This is a genomic window from Paenibacillus sp. T2-29, assembly GCF_052921365.1.
The window spans coordinates 25,602-38,555 of the sequence record NZ_JBREVE010000017.1; the positions used below are offsets into that span (position 1 = coordinate 25,602).

At 45.0% G+C, this 12,954-nt stretch carries 26 protein-coding genes; 1 reads left to right on the forward strand and 25 read right to left on the reverse strand.

Features of this window, described 5'->3' with window-relative positions:
* From ACU1JV_RS26695 to ACU1JV_RS26720, 6 genes are all read right to left on the reverse strand, one after another.
* A complete protein-coding gene (locus ACU1JV_RS26695; RefSeq protein ID WP_446724758.1) occupies nt 1–573 on the reverse strand; it encodes an HK97 family phage prohead protease in 573 nt (190 codons plus the stop codon).
* Entirely contained in the window at nt 566–1,768 is a 1,203-nt protein-coding gene (locus tag ACU1JV_RS26700; protein ID WP_446724729.1) for a phage portal protein, read from the reverse strand. Before ACU1JV_RS26700 ends, ACU1JV_RS26695 begins: the two co-directional genes overlap by 8 nt.
* A 1-nt stretch (nt 1,769) precedes the next feature.
* Complete coding sequence (locus ACU1JV_RS26705) at nt 1,770–3,497, reverse strand: terminase large subunit (protein ID WP_446724730.1); 1,728 nt, start codon at nt 3,495–3,497, stop codon at nt 1,770–1,772.
* Nucleotides 3,494–3,844, reverse strand: coding sequence for a P27 family phage terminase small subunit (locus ACU1JV_RS26710; protein WP_069291499.1), 351 nt, complete (start codon nt 3,842–3,844; stop codon nt 3,494–3,496). Before ACU1JV_RS26710 ends, ACU1JV_RS26705 begins: the two co-directional genes overlap by 4 nt.
* Before the next feature lie 165 nt (nt 3,845–4,009).
* Entirely contained in the window at nt 4,010–4,228 is a 219-nt protein-coding gene (locus ACU1JV_RS26715) for a hypothetical protein (protein ID WP_446724731.1), read from the reverse strand.
* Complete coding sequence (locus tag ACU1JV_RS26720) at nt 4,225–4,458, reverse strand: HNH endonuclease (RefSeq protein WP_446724732.1); 234 nt, start codon at nt 4,456–4,458, stop codon at nt 4,225–4,227. The genes ACU1JV_RS26715 and ACU1JV_RS26720 overlap by 4 nt, the downstream gene beginning before the upstream one ends.
* A 558-nt stretch (nt 4,459–5,016) precedes the next feature.
* On the opposite strand from ACU1JV_RS26720, the gene ACU1JV_RS26725 reads away from it, so the two are divergent.
* Complete coding sequence (locus ACU1JV_RS26725) at nt 5,017–5,244, forward strand: helix-turn-helix domain-containing protein (RefSeq protein ID WP_446724733.1); 228 nt, start codon at nt 5,017–5,019, stop codon at nt 5,242–5,244.
* A gap of 98 nt (nt 5,245–5,342) precedes the next feature.
* Here ACU1JV_RS26725 and ACU1JV_RS26730 read toward each other — a convergent pair whose 3' ends face one another.
* The 19 genes from ACU1JV_RS26730 to ACU1JV_RS26820 all read right to left on the reverse strand — a co-directional run bounded on the left by ACU1JV_RS26730 (nt 5,343) and on the right by ACU1JV_RS26820 (nt 12,937).
* Entirely contained in the window at nt 5,343–5,627 is a 285-nt protein-coding gene (locus ACU1JV_RS26730; RefSeq protein ID WP_446724734.1) for a hypothetical protein, read from the reverse strand.
* A 107-nt stretch (nt 5,628–5,734) separates the two neighbouring features.
* On the reverse strand, nt 5,735–6,277 hold the full coding sequence (locus ACU1JV_RS26735; RefSeq protein WP_446724735.1) for a sigma factor-like helix-turn-helix DNA-binding protein: 543 nt from the start codon (nt 6,275–6,277) through the stop codon (nt 5,735–5,737).
* Nucleotides 6,278–6,366: 89 nt separating this feature from the next.
* Nucleotides 6,367–6,645, reverse strand: coding sequence for a hypothetical protein (locus ACU1JV_RS26740; protein ID WP_446724736.1), 279 nt, complete (start codon nt 6,643–6,645; stop codon nt 6,367–6,369).
* A 2-nt stretch (nt 6,646–6,647) separates the two neighbouring features.
* The gene (locus tag ACU1JV_RS26745) at nt 6,648–6,806 is read right to left on the reverse strand and encodes a hypothetical protein (RefSeq protein WP_446724737.1); all 159 of its coding nucleotides are present in this window, start codon (nt 6,804–6,806) and stop codon (nt 6,648–6,650) included.
* Between the two features lie 54 nt (nt 6,807–6,860).
* Nucleotides 6,861–7,097 (reverse strand): hypothetical protein, encoded by a 237-nt coding sequence (locus ACU1JV_RS26750; protein ID WP_446724738.1) that lies wholly within the window; start codon nt 7,095–7,097, stop codon nt 6,861–6,863.
* A 299-nt stretch (nt 7,098–7,396) separates the two neighbouring features.
* Nucleotides 7,397–7,780: a TFIIB-type zinc ribbon-containing protein gene (locus ACU1JV_RS26755; RefSeq protein ID WP_446724739.1), complete on the reverse strand. Its 384-nt coding sequence runs from the start codon at nt 7,778–7,780 to the stop codon at nt 7,397–7,399.
* 85 nt (nt 7,781–7,865) lie between these two features.
* Nucleotides 7,866–8,207: a hypothetical protein gene (locus ACU1JV_RS26760; RefSeq protein WP_446724740.1), complete on the reverse strand. Its 342-nt coding sequence runs from the start codon at nt 8,205–8,207 to the stop codon at nt 7,866–7,868.
* A gap of 33 nt (nt 8,208–8,240) precedes the next feature.
* Nucleotides 8,241–8,462, reverse strand: a complete 222-nt coding sequence (locus ACU1JV_RS26765; RefSeq protein WP_446724741.1) for a hypothetical protein — start codon at nt 8,460–8,462, stop codon at nt 8,241–8,243.
* On the reverse strand, nt 8,459–8,743 hold the full coding sequence (locus tag ACU1JV_RS26770; protein WP_446724742.1) for a hypothetical protein: 285 nt from the start codon (nt 8,741–8,743) through the stop codon (nt 8,459–8,461). The genes ACU1JV_RS26765 and ACU1JV_RS26770 overlap by 4 nt, the downstream gene beginning before the upstream one ends.
* Nucleotides 8,744–8,794: 51 nt before the next feature.
* Complete coding sequence (locus ACU1JV_RS26775; RefSeq protein ID WP_209440977.1) at nt 8,795–8,944, reverse strand: hypothetical protein; 150 nt, start codon at nt 8,942–8,944, stop codon at nt 8,795–8,797.
* A gap of 174 nt (nt 8,945–9,118) precedes the next feature.
* Entirely contained in the window at nt 9,119–9,502 is a 384-nt protein-coding gene (locus ACU1JV_RS26780; protein ID WP_446724743.1) for a hypothetical protein, read from the reverse strand.
* Between the two features lie 30 nt (nt 9,503–9,532).
* Complete coding sequence (locus tag ACU1JV_RS26785) at nt 9,533–9,943, reverse strand: hypothetical protein (protein WP_446724744.1); 411 nt, start codon at nt 9,941–9,943, stop codon at nt 9,533–9,535.
* An 88-nt stretch (nt 9,944–10,031) separates the two neighbouring features.
* Nucleotides 10,032–10,310: a helix-turn-helix domain containing protein gene (locus ACU1JV_RS26790; protein WP_446724745.1), complete on the reverse strand. Its 279-nt coding sequence runs from the start codon at nt 10,308–10,310 to the stop codon at nt 10,032–10,034.
* Complete coding sequence (locus ACU1JV_RS26795) at nt 10,243–10,443, reverse strand: hypothetical protein (RefSeq protein WP_446724747.1); 201 nt, start codon at nt 10,441–10,443, stop codon at nt 10,243–10,245. Before ACU1JV_RS26795 ends, ACU1JV_RS26790 begins: the two co-directional genes overlap by 68 nt.
* Nucleotides 10,440–11,516 (reverse strand): DUF4373 domain-containing protein, encoded by a 1,077-nt coding sequence (locus ACU1JV_RS26800; protein ID WP_446724748.1) that lies wholly within the window; start codon nt 11,514–11,516, stop codon nt 10,440–10,442. Before ACU1JV_RS26800 ends, ACU1JV_RS26795 begins: the two co-directional genes overlap by 4 nt.
* 4 nt (nt 11,517–11,520) lie before the next feature.
* Nucleotides 11,521–11,910, reverse strand: coding sequence for a hypothetical protein (locus ACU1JV_RS26805; protein ID WP_446724749.1), 390 nt, complete (start codon nt 11,908–11,910; stop codon nt 11,521–11,523).
* Nucleotides 11,907–12,326, reverse strand: coding sequence for a hypothetical protein (locus ACU1JV_RS26810; RefSeq protein ID WP_446724750.1), 420 nt, complete (start codon nt 12,324–12,326; stop codon nt 11,907–11,909). The genes ACU1JV_RS26805 and ACU1JV_RS26810 overlap by 4 nt, the downstream gene beginning before the upstream one ends.
* A gap of 98 nt (nt 12,327–12,424) precedes the next feature.
* Nucleotides 12,425–12,766 carry a hypothetical protein gene (locus tag ACU1JV_RS26815; RefSeq protein WP_446724751.1) on the reverse strand — a complete coding sequence of 114 codons (342 nt, stop codon included), beginning with the start codon at nt 12,764–12,766 and terminating at the stop codon, nt 12,425–12,427.
* Nucleotides 12,767–12,781: 15 nt separating this feature from the next.
* Nucleotides 12,782–12,937 carry a hypothetical protein gene (locus ACU1JV_RS26820; RefSeq protein WP_446724752.1) on the reverse strand — a complete coding sequence of 52 codons (156 nt, stop codon included), beginning with the start codon at nt 12,935–12,937 and terminating at the stop codon, nt 12,782–12,784.
* Nucleotides 12,938–12,954 lie beyond the last annotated feature (17 nt).

Genomic DNA, 12,954 nt, shown 5'->3' on the forward strand with positions numbered 1-12,954 from the left:
TTATTTCAGCCTCGCTTTCAATTGGTGTTTTCGTTGCTGGAGCTGTCGCTCCCGGTGCTGCTCAACCTCAGATTTTCGCGCTTGTACTCCCGTATCTGCATAAGCGGGGAAGGTGCAAACGGAAACTTCGTGAAGGTCAACTTCTCGAATGGTCCATTTAACAGTTCCATCGTCTCGCCAATCCGTGTCCTCTTTCAAAATGTTGAAGCCAAAGGAACACTGGTCCACGTCTCCGCGCTTGACGCGCTCGTACATGTTCACTGCGTCACTATCGTTCGGATTCACCTTCACACGCCCCCACAGGCCGTGAGAATCGGCTTTAAGCTCCAGCGTGCCAGATTTATTCCTACCAAGTACCAGCGTTGTGTCATGGTTAATGAGCGCCCGTACGTCGTTCCCCAGCGTGGTATTAAAAGCTTCAGGGGCCAACTCTTCAAATGCTCCGGTCCATAACTCCGTTTGACGATTGAACACGGCAAAATAGCCTTCAATGAACATGTCCTGTCCATCCTGTTCAGATCGGGTTTTTAGCTCCGTGTACAGGCTGCGCACAACCTTCTGACTCCTATCCATCATCCTCACCTCCCCCCTGGTTTAATTTTTTCTGATCACCAATCATGCCAGCAGGGATATAATTTTCTAAAATGATGCGTTCGTTCAATCCTTCAAGCGGCGATAAACCGATCCAATCCCGTACCTCGTTACCTAACATGAGGCTGCGAACAAAAAGGTTGCTTCCGACATCTGCCAGCTCCTTGAGGTCATAAGCGTAAAGGCTACGGGGATTAAACTTGAAATATAAATCCGGGCTAAAAAGCAGCTTGCGGGTCAATTCTTGGACAAGTCCGGTAGCCATCGGCAGAATCGTCGTATTGATGAAGCTGTTATATTCATCCTTCCGGAAGTCACCCACGCCAACAAAAAAAGCCGGCACTCCGAAGAGGCCCGCCACTGTCCGTTTATCCAGTTGTACCGAATCGTTTATTGCCAAATCGTTCAGGCTCAGGGGCTTGACCTGCTCCACGTCAATCATTTCCGCTGGAATGATCCACGGTTGCCCTGCCTCAGATCGTTTCAAATACATATCAAATACTTTTTCGCGGCCCTCTTCGCTGCTCAGTTCCGCCGTATTCGCGTCAACCTTAATAATGAGTGAGGGCATATACTTACCGGACATAAACCCCTTCTTGGTCGCCGTAGCCTGCTTGAGATTATGAATAATATCCTTGAGTACAGCCCGGTACCCCTGCCCTTTCCATGGTCGGTCAGGATCAGGGTTTATGATAAAGTGAAGTACCTCATCATGCTGATAGGTCTTTCCCTTATATAAAATTTGATATGCGTCCAATGTCTCCATAAAGCTGACGCTGGACGGATTGAGTGGGATTAAATCGGCTATCAAACCATTTGATATTTTGGGATATACCACACTATTCCCCTCGCCCGAAAGCAGTAGGTTTTGAACGATGTTGTATATCCATGCTTTACGCGTCATGAGGCTGTAAGGATTAACGTCCAGCTTGCGAGAAAGCTCATTCTTAACGCGAATATCCCCATCACTCGTGTTCTGCATCAGGTGAATTGTCATGCTGCTGATCAAGTCAGCAATCTTATGAACAGCCATCTTCACTTCAGGATTATCGGAAAGCCTTGTATAACCAGGTACACAAAGCGTGTCATATGCATCCTGTGTCAGGAAATAACCAATACTACTTTCCGGTGCAGCCCGTGTGTCACGTTTCTTGCGCATCCAGTCTCTTAGCCCCAAATCACCCACCTCCATTAAGCCACTTTGAAGCACTCGTGGACTTTTCCATATTTTCAAGCTTTCTTACACATGCAAAAACAGACGCATCGAATATATCTATGCGCTGCTGAGGGTTCACCTTTTCGTATTGAATCATGTCATCCGTCTTTTCTATGGCGCTAACGTTCTGCACACAATATTCATATGCCTGCGAATGAAGGTAATAAAATTTTCCTTCCTTCGTTTTTTGTTCAATACGTCTGAACCCCTGAGATTTACGCCAGAAATATTGAGGCTCGTCAATCATGGAAAAACCAGACCGCTTCATGTTCAAATAAAACTCTCGACTGAATTTCCGGTCAAAACCCACCTGTTTAATCTTGAAGCCCATCTTCTTCATTTTGACAAACCAGTTCACAATATCTGCGTAATTGACTACAGGACTATTGCACATATCCAGCCAGCCATCTTCCTTCCAGCCGAATAGCGGAATGTTGTCTTCTTCCGCTTTCTTGGCTGCGGCTACCACTGGGAACCAAGCATGTGAAACCACAATATCTATTTCCCCATAGCTACCATACAGTGCCGATGCTGTCAGGTCATGCAGCTTAGACAAATCAGCCCCGCCATACCAGTCAATAGGAAGCTTCGCCAATTCCTCAAGTGTCCATTTATATTTACGGTCAGACGCTTTAAATTCATCCAAATTGAAGTAAGCCCGCATTGCGGCGGTGTACACGTTCAATGACTTGGAAAAGAAGTCTTTACGTTGCTGTGGATCATTTTGGGCTTGCAGAGCATCATTAAGGATGTCATCTGGACGAATGGTTATGCCATAATTCGGATTCGCTTTTTCATGTTGCACCGGGTCAGTGTAATCAACTTCACCTGTATCCGGGTCCTCGTCCGCCTTAGCAATAAATACAAAGTAAGTTTCATCCTGTACCGTTTGATCCAGTATTTTTTTGCAAAGCTGCAACCGCTGATAACAGAAGGTTGTCATGTTATCGCCCGCAGTAGTAATACCAATCATTAACTTGTTGGAATACGGCTTCATGGCTTCTTTGATGATGTTATATTGCTTCGGCTTGGTGTAAGCGTGTAGCTCGTCAGCAATGGCGATATTACAGATTAAAGAATCCTGCTTATCCGGGTTAGCGGCTAATGCCTTAATGTACAGAGTACCATCGCCTAAATCGCCGCTTATGCTATGCTCTTGGTTATTGTCCAGAACGCGGAAATTTTCTTTTTCGCCCATTTTGTCTAGGTTGTAATTGATAAAATTGAAACTTTGTAACGACTGCTCAAGCGCAGCGCCGACAATGTAAATCTTTGAACCGGAACGTCGATTCAGTAATGCCAGTGCCCAAGACAATGCAGCCACAAACCGCGTCTTTCCGTTTTTACGAGGAATGAAAATAAAGGCTTCTTTGTACCTTCGCAGGATGCTGCCCCTATGATAGAACCCCAGCAGATTGTAAATGATAAACTTTTGCCACGGTTCCAATAAAAAAGGCTCCCCACTTAATGGAGTGCCGTCTAATCGTTCCCCCACATCATGAACGAACGTTTTTTCTATGATCCCAATGACAAATTCAGCGTCTTTAGGGTCAAATGTGTATTCCGGGTTTTCCAGATCGCGCATGAATCGTTCACAGCCCTGGACAATCTCTTTCCCCGCAATCTTTCTACCCTCAATGATACTGTTGGCATACTCCATAACCAAATCATAATTCTTAAATTTGTTCATGAAAGCTCACTTAATGCAGCCGCAAGAGCGGATTTCCCTTTCGTTTCAACCGTCACAGTCTCAAGGGACTTCGGATTCAGACAGAGGCGGTCGGAGTATGCCAAAATGTCCTTACGCAACGTTTCAAGAGATGCAAGAATTGGGCTTTTTTTTGCGCCTCCCTGATCGGTACTTACCTCATATTGGTAACCACCTTCCTCAAACTCTTTGGTCAGCGTGTTGTACTGAAAAACCAGTTCCGCGTATATGTCAATTATCCTATTGTACTGCGGTTTATGAATACCAAGTGCTTTCATATCCGCAACAGTTGCCCGCTTGATCGTCTCCTTTGTTGGTGACTTCGCCACATGCCTTCACCTCCCATTTACTGTATATTTTTAGGCCAAAAAAAGTTTTTGGGACCCCGCTCTATTGGAAAAGGCTCCCCTGCCCGGTCCCCAGATAAAATTTTTTAAAAAAATAAAAAGGGGGGGCTTTCTAAAAAAAATATTTCCAAAAAAATAATTTCAAATTTATTCGCTCAGCTCGCTTACAAAAGAATCTTCACAACTTTCATGAAGCAGCTCAACCTGTATATTGTTCCACCATGAAGCATCGTGTCGTTTACTGCGTTCGTCAGCCTTGAACTGTTTAGCAGCTAATGAACTTGCTTCCTCATCACTGTCAGCTATAACGATAACGTGTATCGGTGCATCACCTGTGTACTGATTGTAAGCACGGTACAACCTCATGTGTTGCCCTGCTCTCTGTCGAAATGTTCCCTTACTCTTGCTTGCCATGCTTTGCCTAGCTCTGTAAGCTCATGCGATTGTCTATCATGCATTGCGTTGTGTTGCTTGTCCGATAGTGATACTAAGTTCCAATCCTTTAGCGCAAGCTCTGGGTAATGCTCCAGCGGATAGATGTGATGTACCGTGACAGCCGATTCAGCTTTGCCGTACCTTTTGCTTTCTTGGCACATGTATTTATCACGCCTCAGGATAGCAGCACGCTTTCGCCTCCAACGTTTTGATTTATAGAATGGGTTGGTCAATGTATCGGTCACCTCGTTCTGCTCAGGATAATTTTCCTCACCTGTTTTTAAACAACAAAAAAAGCCACTCAAAAAGTGACTTATCTCGTAAATATATATTGACGTACGTAAATATATATAGTATAATTAAAGTATAGAAAGGAGGTGAACAATATGCGTAAAACGAGAAAAGAAGAACGACGTGATGAAAGAATTGCTAAAGTCGTGCTAGTGACTGCAATCATTAGCCTGACAACTTCAATCATCACCCTCATCACCGCTCTGGTTCGCTAATCAGACGACCCTTCAAGGGAGCCGCGCAAGCGGCTTTCTCCTGAGGGTTGGTGAAATACACGAGGTTCGTTCTTCTTTACTCACATTATACCACAAGGGGCTGAATGTATGAATGCATCCAACATGAACAAGGCTACAATGGTAATGTGTGTAGCATCCATGATTATCAACTTAGCCGCCATAACCATTATCATTGTAAAGTGGTGAAAACGAATGTACACCTTTAAGGATAAAGACGAATTAATTGCTTGGATACAGACTGAGATAGTCAGCACCAATGAAACTATGGAACTACTGGATTGCTCACGCCAGAACCTTCACAGCTTCGTGAAACGCGGCAAGCTCGTCCCAGTTAAAGAAACTAACCGCGAACGGCTATTCCTGCGCTCTGATGTCCTGGAGCGTAAGGAAGAAGCCAGCATATACAATCGCAAGAATTGAACCCGCCGAAAGGTGGGTTTTCTTTTTTGACGCACGGCGGAATCGAACCGCCCATAGTCCTGTATGCACCACAAGCCCGGCATAAACCGGGTAAGGTATTATTTAAGCTCTAGCACTACCTTGGCGATGTGAGCCGGAATAGCAATACCGTCATGCTCGGTTAGTGTACCGTCTGCATGCAACGTAATAGCTAATTGGTCATACTCTCCGTCATTACGTGGTACAGCCGGATAACCATAGGTGTGTGGTCCAGCGTAACTAATCACTTTGCCTGTCTTGCTTTCTGTCTTTGCTCTTTCTTCAGTGGACTCAACGTGAAAGATTCCATTCTTGTCCAGATAACCAAACCCACCGTTTCTCACTGCACTTGCTTCTGCTGGCATTTTGTTTCCTCCTATTGTTTGCATAACAAAAAGGACGCGGTTACCCTGCGCCCTTATGTCTGCTTATGTTTTAAAACTATCAGTGACAACCACAAAATAGTTTCTACCTATAGGTGGCAGTTGGGGGACAAAAATAAGCTTTCTGAGACTGCCTGTGAAACTTTTTTCTGTGCCCTCTCCACATATTCGGTAACACTATCCTTAGTAATACCCAAATACTCAGCAATCTGACTCCGGCTAAAACATTGTCCATGTGCCATAGTGTAGCATTCGCGCTCGCGTGGACTGAGTGTAGATAGTGCGTCCTCTATTTGGAATAGCTGCCAATCAGATAAATTAGCCGGACTACCTGCGTGATTCTTTTGTACATATGCCTGCATCCTCAATGGGTCTACAGGCCGCTCTCGCTGGTAGGCAGCCAGCCTTTCAACCCCTCGCTTATTCCCCGGTCTTCTCCCAGTTACTAGCCATTCCTCCACAAATTCACAATCTCTGATCATATCGGAGATAACTTCCTTTTCAGCAGCAGTTGCTTCTTCATATATTCGCTTTGCTATATTCCTTGCCTTGCGATAGTTGAGGGGTGTCGCTGCTCCTAAATCTATAGGTTCCATTAGTTGTTTCATGGGCTTATCCTCATTTGCAAGCATCCTCATTCCCCCTTGTGATATACTGGGATTGAGAAATGAAGTAACAGGCCCCCGTGCTCCCTGACAAGGTTGCGGGGGCTTTGTTGTGTTCATCCTTCATATTTCCTTTGCAACTCCAAATATTTATCATGCCACATACGTGCTATTTGCTTATGATCCTCTATTAGCTCGTCCGACAGCCTGATTGTTTCAGATAAAGCAGAAGAAGATTCTTTCATGATAGTTTTCATCCGGTCTATTTCATCAAGAAGCTGTTTAGCTATGCCTTGCCAATATGAATTACCGCCCAAAGTTAGCTCAAACCGTATTCTATTGATATTCACTTTTGGAGGACCAGGTAATCTAATGTTTCGCTTGAATTTAGGCAATATCATCCCTCCATCCGCTTCATGAAATAAAGATGCAACATTCTGTTTAAGTCCCTCTCTGTTATTTCAAACTCAATCATTTGTCCCGGAAGCTGTATGACCGCTGGAACATTGTCATTTTTGTTTAGCTTCAACTCATACATAAAGGTTCCTTTTGCCATATCTATCATCCTTCCAACGCTCCGTCAGAGTGCAGGAGCGTATTGTATTGGTGGTTACTCCCCTAATGCTGCGTCGACTACAGATTCAGCAGACATATACTGCTCTCGATGCAGATGATACTGTGTTTGCTCCAACGCTTGCTGGAGTGAGTCTACCAGGGCAAGCAGGTCACCTAATACCGACTCTACTCTCATTGTTTCTATCCCAAGTTCAGGATGCCGCATCCATAAGCCATCACCATCTAATATCAACTCTTTGCCGTTCAGCAGCTTATATGTCCGTTCACTCACCTTTACCGCCTCCTTGGGTATCTGTCGGTGGCTTTATTGCTGCATAGTGGGTTACATTGTTGATTCTGTAACCACCAATGCCGTACCAAACATATCCATCACTAACCAGTGACTTAGCATGTTGTGCAATACTGCAACCCCCTGAACTCGTTATAACCAAGTGGTCTACGTGACTTTCGATTGATCTATCTGTTGGATCATACTTGATCCATTCACTCGCTGCGTTCATTGCTCTATCAGCTCCTTATAGGTGGTATATAGGAGTATAGGGTAAGAGGCTGTTATGCCTCTCCCACACGTTAAAGCCTTACGATCTTTGCCATCTTCACAGGTGTAACTGTATATGTGACCTCCACATTTCTCTCATATTCAATCTTCGATCCGCAAGAACCACACTCAACAGTGCCATCGTCTGGACGTTCCCAAGCATCATCGTCAACAGACCCACAATAAGGACATTTGAAATCTCCATATGCTTCTTCTTCTGGATCTTGATTCAAGGTGATTTCCTTCACTCCATAAACCCTTTCTTTATGACTGACAGCACACCAACGATAATTTTTTCCATCAATCTCAAGAATACAGTCTGGCTCGGGTTCTTCGGGAACATCCTTTATAAGCTCCATCAACTCATAGTTTTCGTCCCAAAAATGCTTCATATCGTATTTTCTTATTTGCCACATGGTATATCTCTCCTTTGGTATAGGGGATGCATTGTGTCTCTCCCCCTTATGGAGGGCTAAGCCTCCTTCTTATCCCCTATGGGGCTTAATCGTTAATGCCGGGTACTTTAATGCCTGCTATTTCAAGAGCTTTCGCCATACCTTTTCGATAAATTACGTCCTCCGTGTCATATTCCGCTAAATAACCTTTTGGTTCTTTGAAATGTGCAAGCATCTGTTCTTCCATCGTTTGCCTTACTTCATAACCGATGTAAAACGCGCGTATGATTAAATCCAAAGGAACTCCGTTGAGCACATCGCAAGGCTCCACCCATTGGTGCGGATCTGCTGCATGGCTGCGGACAAACGCCTCTGCTGTCCAATGGAATGCGGCTTGAATTGAATCAATTGCCTCCGCCTGCGCTTGGGTTAAAATTGCTTTATCCATGTGTGTTATGTCCTCTCTGCCCTTGGGGGCGGTCTATTCGATCCAACGTTCCCGCTTGGTCTTTTCCATCCATTCCTTTGTAAGAACCTCCACATTGAATACGTGGTGTCGTCTTCCCAGCACATAAGATACAAAATCTCCAGTGCTGCGTTCGTAATAACAGCCATTAAGAAATTGTCCGTCATGCCCTTTGCGTAAATCCGGTGTCTCAGGCACAACGTCCGTTTGGTAAAAGTTAAATTCCAACTGCGTCATACCGTTTCCCCGCCGTTCAACTGCTCTTTAGTACGGAAGTAAAAAGGGGCATATCTGTATTCGGATCGGTACTTTGGATTGTACATGTATGCTACAGGCGTTTCGTTTTCCGCTACCGGACAATTCATGGTTACGCAGCTCGTTCGCGTAAGCAATAACCCTCCAGCCGGAGGCAGTCCATTGTGCCATTTGCCCCGCTGTGCGTCCTTGTCCGGTACCAGCACGGGAACATTGATTTGTTTTACCTCGTCTCTCGAAAGCCAACCGTTTGCATTCGGCATATGTGATATCTCCCTTGGTAGAGGGGCAGCCTTAGCCGCCCCAAGGATGTATTAAGCAATAATGGTTACAAAACCGGATTCAATTTCATTTTTCAGTTCTTTTTCTAGAAACTCCTTAATACTTGCCATGGCCTGTAGCTTCCATGCTCCACCGTCCGCCTCAAACAGGGCTGCTTTCGGACCATTTTGCAAACGGAACACAAAGCTACATTCTGGTTGTGGGATATCAATAAACGTTCTGTACGGTTTCAGTTTAACGGGATTAGGAACCGTTACTTTTTCAAGACTGGCGACCCCACTTTTCGCTGTTACCTGTTGCGTTACCCCATCGTCTGCATAGGTATTTCCTGTCTCTTCCTTGACGTTTCCTACTAGCTACAATACAGCATCCCGATCATCGTTTTTTACAAAGCAGGCTTGCAATTGGATGTTGAAGTTCTCTACATCCATGAAGCGTTCAAAATTAATATCTGGAAGCACAGCGGATGCATTTACCAACACGTTGCGGCGTTTGTCTCGGTTGAAGGTGCTGAGAACTCGCACGTCAGTTTCACTAACTACATGGACCAACACGGGGTCTACCTTGTCATAGTTTTCTTTCAGATACGTGACCATTGCGGAAAGAGTATTTACCTTTAACGCGGTGGTAGTGGGTTCATTAATCTCTTCCAGCTTTCCGGTAGAAAATACTTGACCACCAACTTCTTTAATTTCCTTGTTTGCCAAACCCGCGATATACTGCATTGCTTCTTTAATCATTTGTAGTTCCTCCTAATTTTTGGTTTTATATTATTTAAAGCTAACCACATTACCTGTACCGGACTTTAATTCCCCTGTCTCCGGGTCAACCTCTTCTCCAGTACCAGTACGAACAGTGCCTTCATTATCAAAAAACGTTTGGTCTTCTTCGTCCCCGAAAAGCAATTCCTGTGCCACCACATTCCCATCCTTATCAGTACCCATGATAAAGGTAGTATCCAATGGATTGTCGGGCGCAATGGTTGACTTGACTTCAACGGCAGAATTAATGGTTTTTCGTTTTGCATCCGGTTTAAGATTCACCTTTATTGTGATGCTGCGTACAGCCGTTGCAGACGTATTAGGATCATCAATGTTTTCCATGACACGGTCCCACTCTTTTTCAAATTTCTCCTGTACTCCACCTCGTACCAGTCCGCTCAGTTCGACACGATTTTTCATGTTAATAACCTCCAAATATTTAATTTATAAGTACATACGTTTGGTTAAACGGCTGTGGAGGGCTGCGGCCTCTGTCCATAACCGGGGCCTAATCAACGATCAATACGTCAGGGCGTATTTTGATGTAGCCCCATCGTATTTGATCCAAAGCGATAATAATTACTTCCTGCCAACTATCCCGCTTAAAGTGCTTCCGAATCTGTTCTACGCTTTTGCCTTGTCTCCACATATCACGAAACTTTTTTAAATCGTCTGCGGACCAAATAAAGTTCAATTCCTCGCACGCAACATAAATTTTCCTAGTCTGTTTTCCCTGTTGTTCCAGACGCTTGTCCCAATCTTCTGGCGTGTATATCCTTTTTCCCAAGTCCGGCACCTCCGATCCGCCTTAATAACTCCACTTCGGCATATGCCCGAATGTCATAATCCAATCGTTCGTCATTTAACAATTCGCGTAGCCGGGGAACAGACTGTTTTGCCATATATGCAGTTGGTGTCAATTCTGGTGGCCTCCTTTGCCTGCTTGCATACGTTCAGCAAGCCGCATAAGCTCGTCCACCTCGGCCTGTGAAACGTCCTCTACATCCTCCTGCGGTTTAACGATATCTATAGACTGCTTATCGCTCCTACCAGCAGGCCGGGGCTGACGGTCCGGTTTACGCATAGCTAGAACCAGCTTTCCAAACTGCTTGCGGAAGCTCTCTGCACTTAACACATTCCTGCACCAAAAATTGTCCTTGACCACCCAATCCATTACGTCCTGTATAAGTCGGGTATCAGACTGCTTGTCCAGCTCCACAAGCTTGCGAAAATCATCTGCCCAAGTCTGCATATTGCTACGGGCTGTTAGATGCTCAATACCTTCGCCCTTTGCCATTTCATCGACTTTTCCCTTGAAGTACACAGCCATTTTGTAATACGTGTTGTCAGGTCCGTATTTATCCGGCTTATTCCCTTTTCCCGAAGGCGTAACAGGAGGCTTGCCCGGAACTGCCGGAGGCTGTTCAGGAGAAGAATCTTTTAATCTTTTAGGTTCTTTACTTTCCTTTACTTTACTTTCCTTTACTTTACTTTGTGTATTTCCTGTATACATTGAGTTACATTTATCCGGGTTAATGTATTCATTTACTAGTTTTCCGTCAGCATTAACTATAGAAATGGAATATGCTACCTTTTTACATTCCTCTGCGGGGTCAATCAGCATCCATTCTTCTCTGAATGATATTGACTTCCTCCGTTTGGCAGCTTCAATATATCTCTTTTGAAATCCTCGTGAAGTAAGGATTTTATGAGACTCATACACTTTCTGATTAAAGAAATCCCATTTAATGCATTCATTAATGACATCTATTACGAAGTTAATGTCTACATTTACTTTGCTTGACAGTGAAAAATGTTCACGTTCTCCCCACGCGTAATAATAACTGTTGCGATAAATGTTCATCATAACCTTAATAATGACCCCTAGTCCCTGCATCCCATATTTAGCTATCGGCACGACTAGTTTGTCGTCCTGGTCAAAGTCGATATCAAGCGGGAAGTAATCCAGGCTTTCCTTTAACGGCCGCGCCATGGCATCAGTCCCCTTTCCACCATTCCCGGCCGGAGCCACGGAAGTAGTATTCAATCAGTTCATCACGCTTTTTCATTTTCCATGCTCTCCCTGCCGCTGTATCATCTACCCACTGGTGACAGGTCCCCGTCTCAGAACGGGGGCCGCAAAGGTTAGCGATGTTCCAAGGCTCCGACCCGCTACCGTACTGGCTGGCATTCACCAAATGTGCTTTCTCAAACCATAACGCGGGGCGGGAAACTCCGCAGCGCTCACATATCACATATCCGGTATGCTCTGCCGCCCGACGATCCACTTCATCCCGTACAGCGGAAGTTATAGCCGTGTAGTTCCCCCGCTTCTTCCTGCCACGCTTATGCGTAGGCTTAGGGGCAGGATTGTACTCGTAAATCATTCCTGACCGCCTCCTATGTGCATGTCCACCCGAAGCCGTAGACGTAATTCATACAACTGCTCTGCAATAGACCTAAATTCGTTTTTCCAGAGGACCATACGTTCCTGGTCTTTCGCCTCCTGATCGCGAATATTCAGTACCGCCAATTCTGCGGCATTCTGCTTGTTTCTCTTGGTTGTATCACGGAGAGTTTCCGCGTACACCCGCTTTCGATGGCTATAGGTCTGACGGTACCGTCCGTCCATATACGCCGCTACGCGACCCATGAGGGTATGTGCCTTGGTAAGCAGCTCCACCTTCTGAATTAACGCGCCCGGTGAATCCGTAGGGATGCCTTCTGCTGTATCCCGGTATTTCTGAATCTCTCGGATGTACAACTTAATCTCCTTAATTTTTTCAAGCTCCTTATGGTCCATGAAGGGACTCCTGTTTCCAAAAATTTAAAATTGTGTTATAATGCCGTTAATTGATTTGTAAAGCAATCGTGTTGGTAGCACGATTATGGGTCTGTCCATCATGGGCAGGCTTTTTTTATTTCCCTTTCTAATCGCCATAGTTGGGCGCTCAGGCCGTTAATTTGGTTCAAATACTGCCGTGGGTTACGGTTCGTTGCTATAGCCTCAACCTTTTTGTCGTTTATTTCTCCAATCTGTTTCCTTATACGAGTGCATTCACTCTGTTTCTCTAGAAGCCTAATTTCCTGTTCAGACAATTCCAATAAATCCGTATCCAGACAATCACCGTTATCAAGCAAACTGTTTATGTTCTGCACAGCCTCGAAGTATGTTTCTCCCGTAGCTTCTCGGTAACTGCGTAAGCCGGAAGCGTCTATTACTGGTATTAAGCGTGTTTCCAATGTGTACTCCCTCCCTCATACGATACCTAGCACAGCGCGTAAGTCCAAAATCTCTTTCAACAGCCAGCCAAAAGCTGCTTGGGATACTTTCGGATGTACCCACGCAGGATTTTCAGCCAGTAGATCGTACATATTTTCAAGATCGGCAAGTCGTTGTTGTGTGTAGTCCATACACATCCACACTCCTT

Coding starts and splice junctions, on each gene's coding strand:
- ACU1JV_RS26695 (WP_446724758.1), bottom strand. CDS start 573: ATGGATAGGAGTCAGAAGGTTGTGCGCAGCCTGTACACGGAGCTAAAA.
- ACU1JV_RS26705 (WP_446724730.1), bottom strand. CDS start 3,497: ATGAACAAATTTAAGAATTATGATTTGGTTATGGAGTATGCCAACAGT.
- ACU1JV_RS26715 (WP_446724731.1), bottom strand. CDS start 4,228: ATGAGGTTGTACCGTGCTTACAATCAGTACACAGGTGATGCACCGATA.
- ACU1JV_RS26720 (WP_446724732.1), bottom strand. CDS start 4,458: ATGTGCCAAGAAAGCAAAAGGTACGGCAAAGCTGAATCGGCTGTCACG.
- ACU1JV_RS26725 (WP_446724733.1), top strand. CDS start 5,017: ATGTACACCTTTAAGGATAAAGACGAATTAATTGCTTGGATACAGACT.
- ACU1JV_RS26730 (WP_446724734.1), bottom strand. CDS start 5,627: ATGCCAGCAGAAGCAAGTGCAGTGAGAAACGGTGGGTTTGGTTATCTG.
- ACU1JV_RS26735 (WP_446724735.1), bottom strand. CDS start 6,277: ATGCTTGCAAATGAGGATAAGCCCATGAAACAACTAATGGAACCTATA.
- ACU1JV_RS26745 (WP_446724737.1), bottom strand. CDS start 6,806: ATGGCAAAAGGAACCTTTATGTATGAGTTGAAGCTAAACAAAAATGAC.
- ACU1JV_RS26755 (WP_446724739.1), bottom strand. CDS start 7,780: ATGTGGCAAATAAGAAAATACGATATGAAGCATTTTTGGGACGAAAAC.
- ACU1JV_RS26760 (WP_446724740.1), bottom strand. CDS start 8,207: ATGGATAAAGCAATTTTAACCCAAGCGCAGGCGGAGGCAATTGATTCA.
- ACU1JV_RS26765 (WP_446724741.1), bottom strand. CDS start 8,462: ATGACGCAGTTGGAATTTAACTTTTACCAAACGGACGTTGTGCCTGAG.
- ACU1JV_RS26770 (WP_446724742.1), bottom strand. CDS start 8,743: ATGCCGAATGCAAACGGTTGGCTTTCGAGAGACGAGGTAAAACAAATC.
- ACU1JV_RS26780 (WP_446724743.1), bottom strand. CDS start 9,502: ATGATTAAAGAAGCAATGCAGTATATCGCGGGTTTGGCAAACAAGGAA.
- ACU1JV_RS26785 (WP_446724744.1), bottom strand. CDS start 9,943: ATGAAAAATCGTGTCGAACTGAGCGGACTGGTACGAGGTGGAGTACAG.
- ACU1JV_RS26800 (WP_446724748.1), bottom strand. CDS start 11,516: ATGGCGCGGCCGTTAAAGGAAAGCCTGGATTACTTCCCGCTTGATATC.
- ACU1JV_RS26805 (WP_446724749.1), bottom strand. CDS start 11,910: ATGATTTACGAGTACAATCCTGCCCCTAAGCCTACGCATAAGCGTGGC.
- ACU1JV_RS26810 (WP_446724750.1), bottom strand. CDS start 12,326: ATGGACCATAAGGAGCTTGAAAAAATTAAGGAGATTAAGTTGTACATC.
- ACU1JV_RS26820 (WP_446724752.1), bottom strand. CDS start 12,937: ATGGACTACACACAACAACGACTTGCCGATCTTGAAAATATGTACGAT.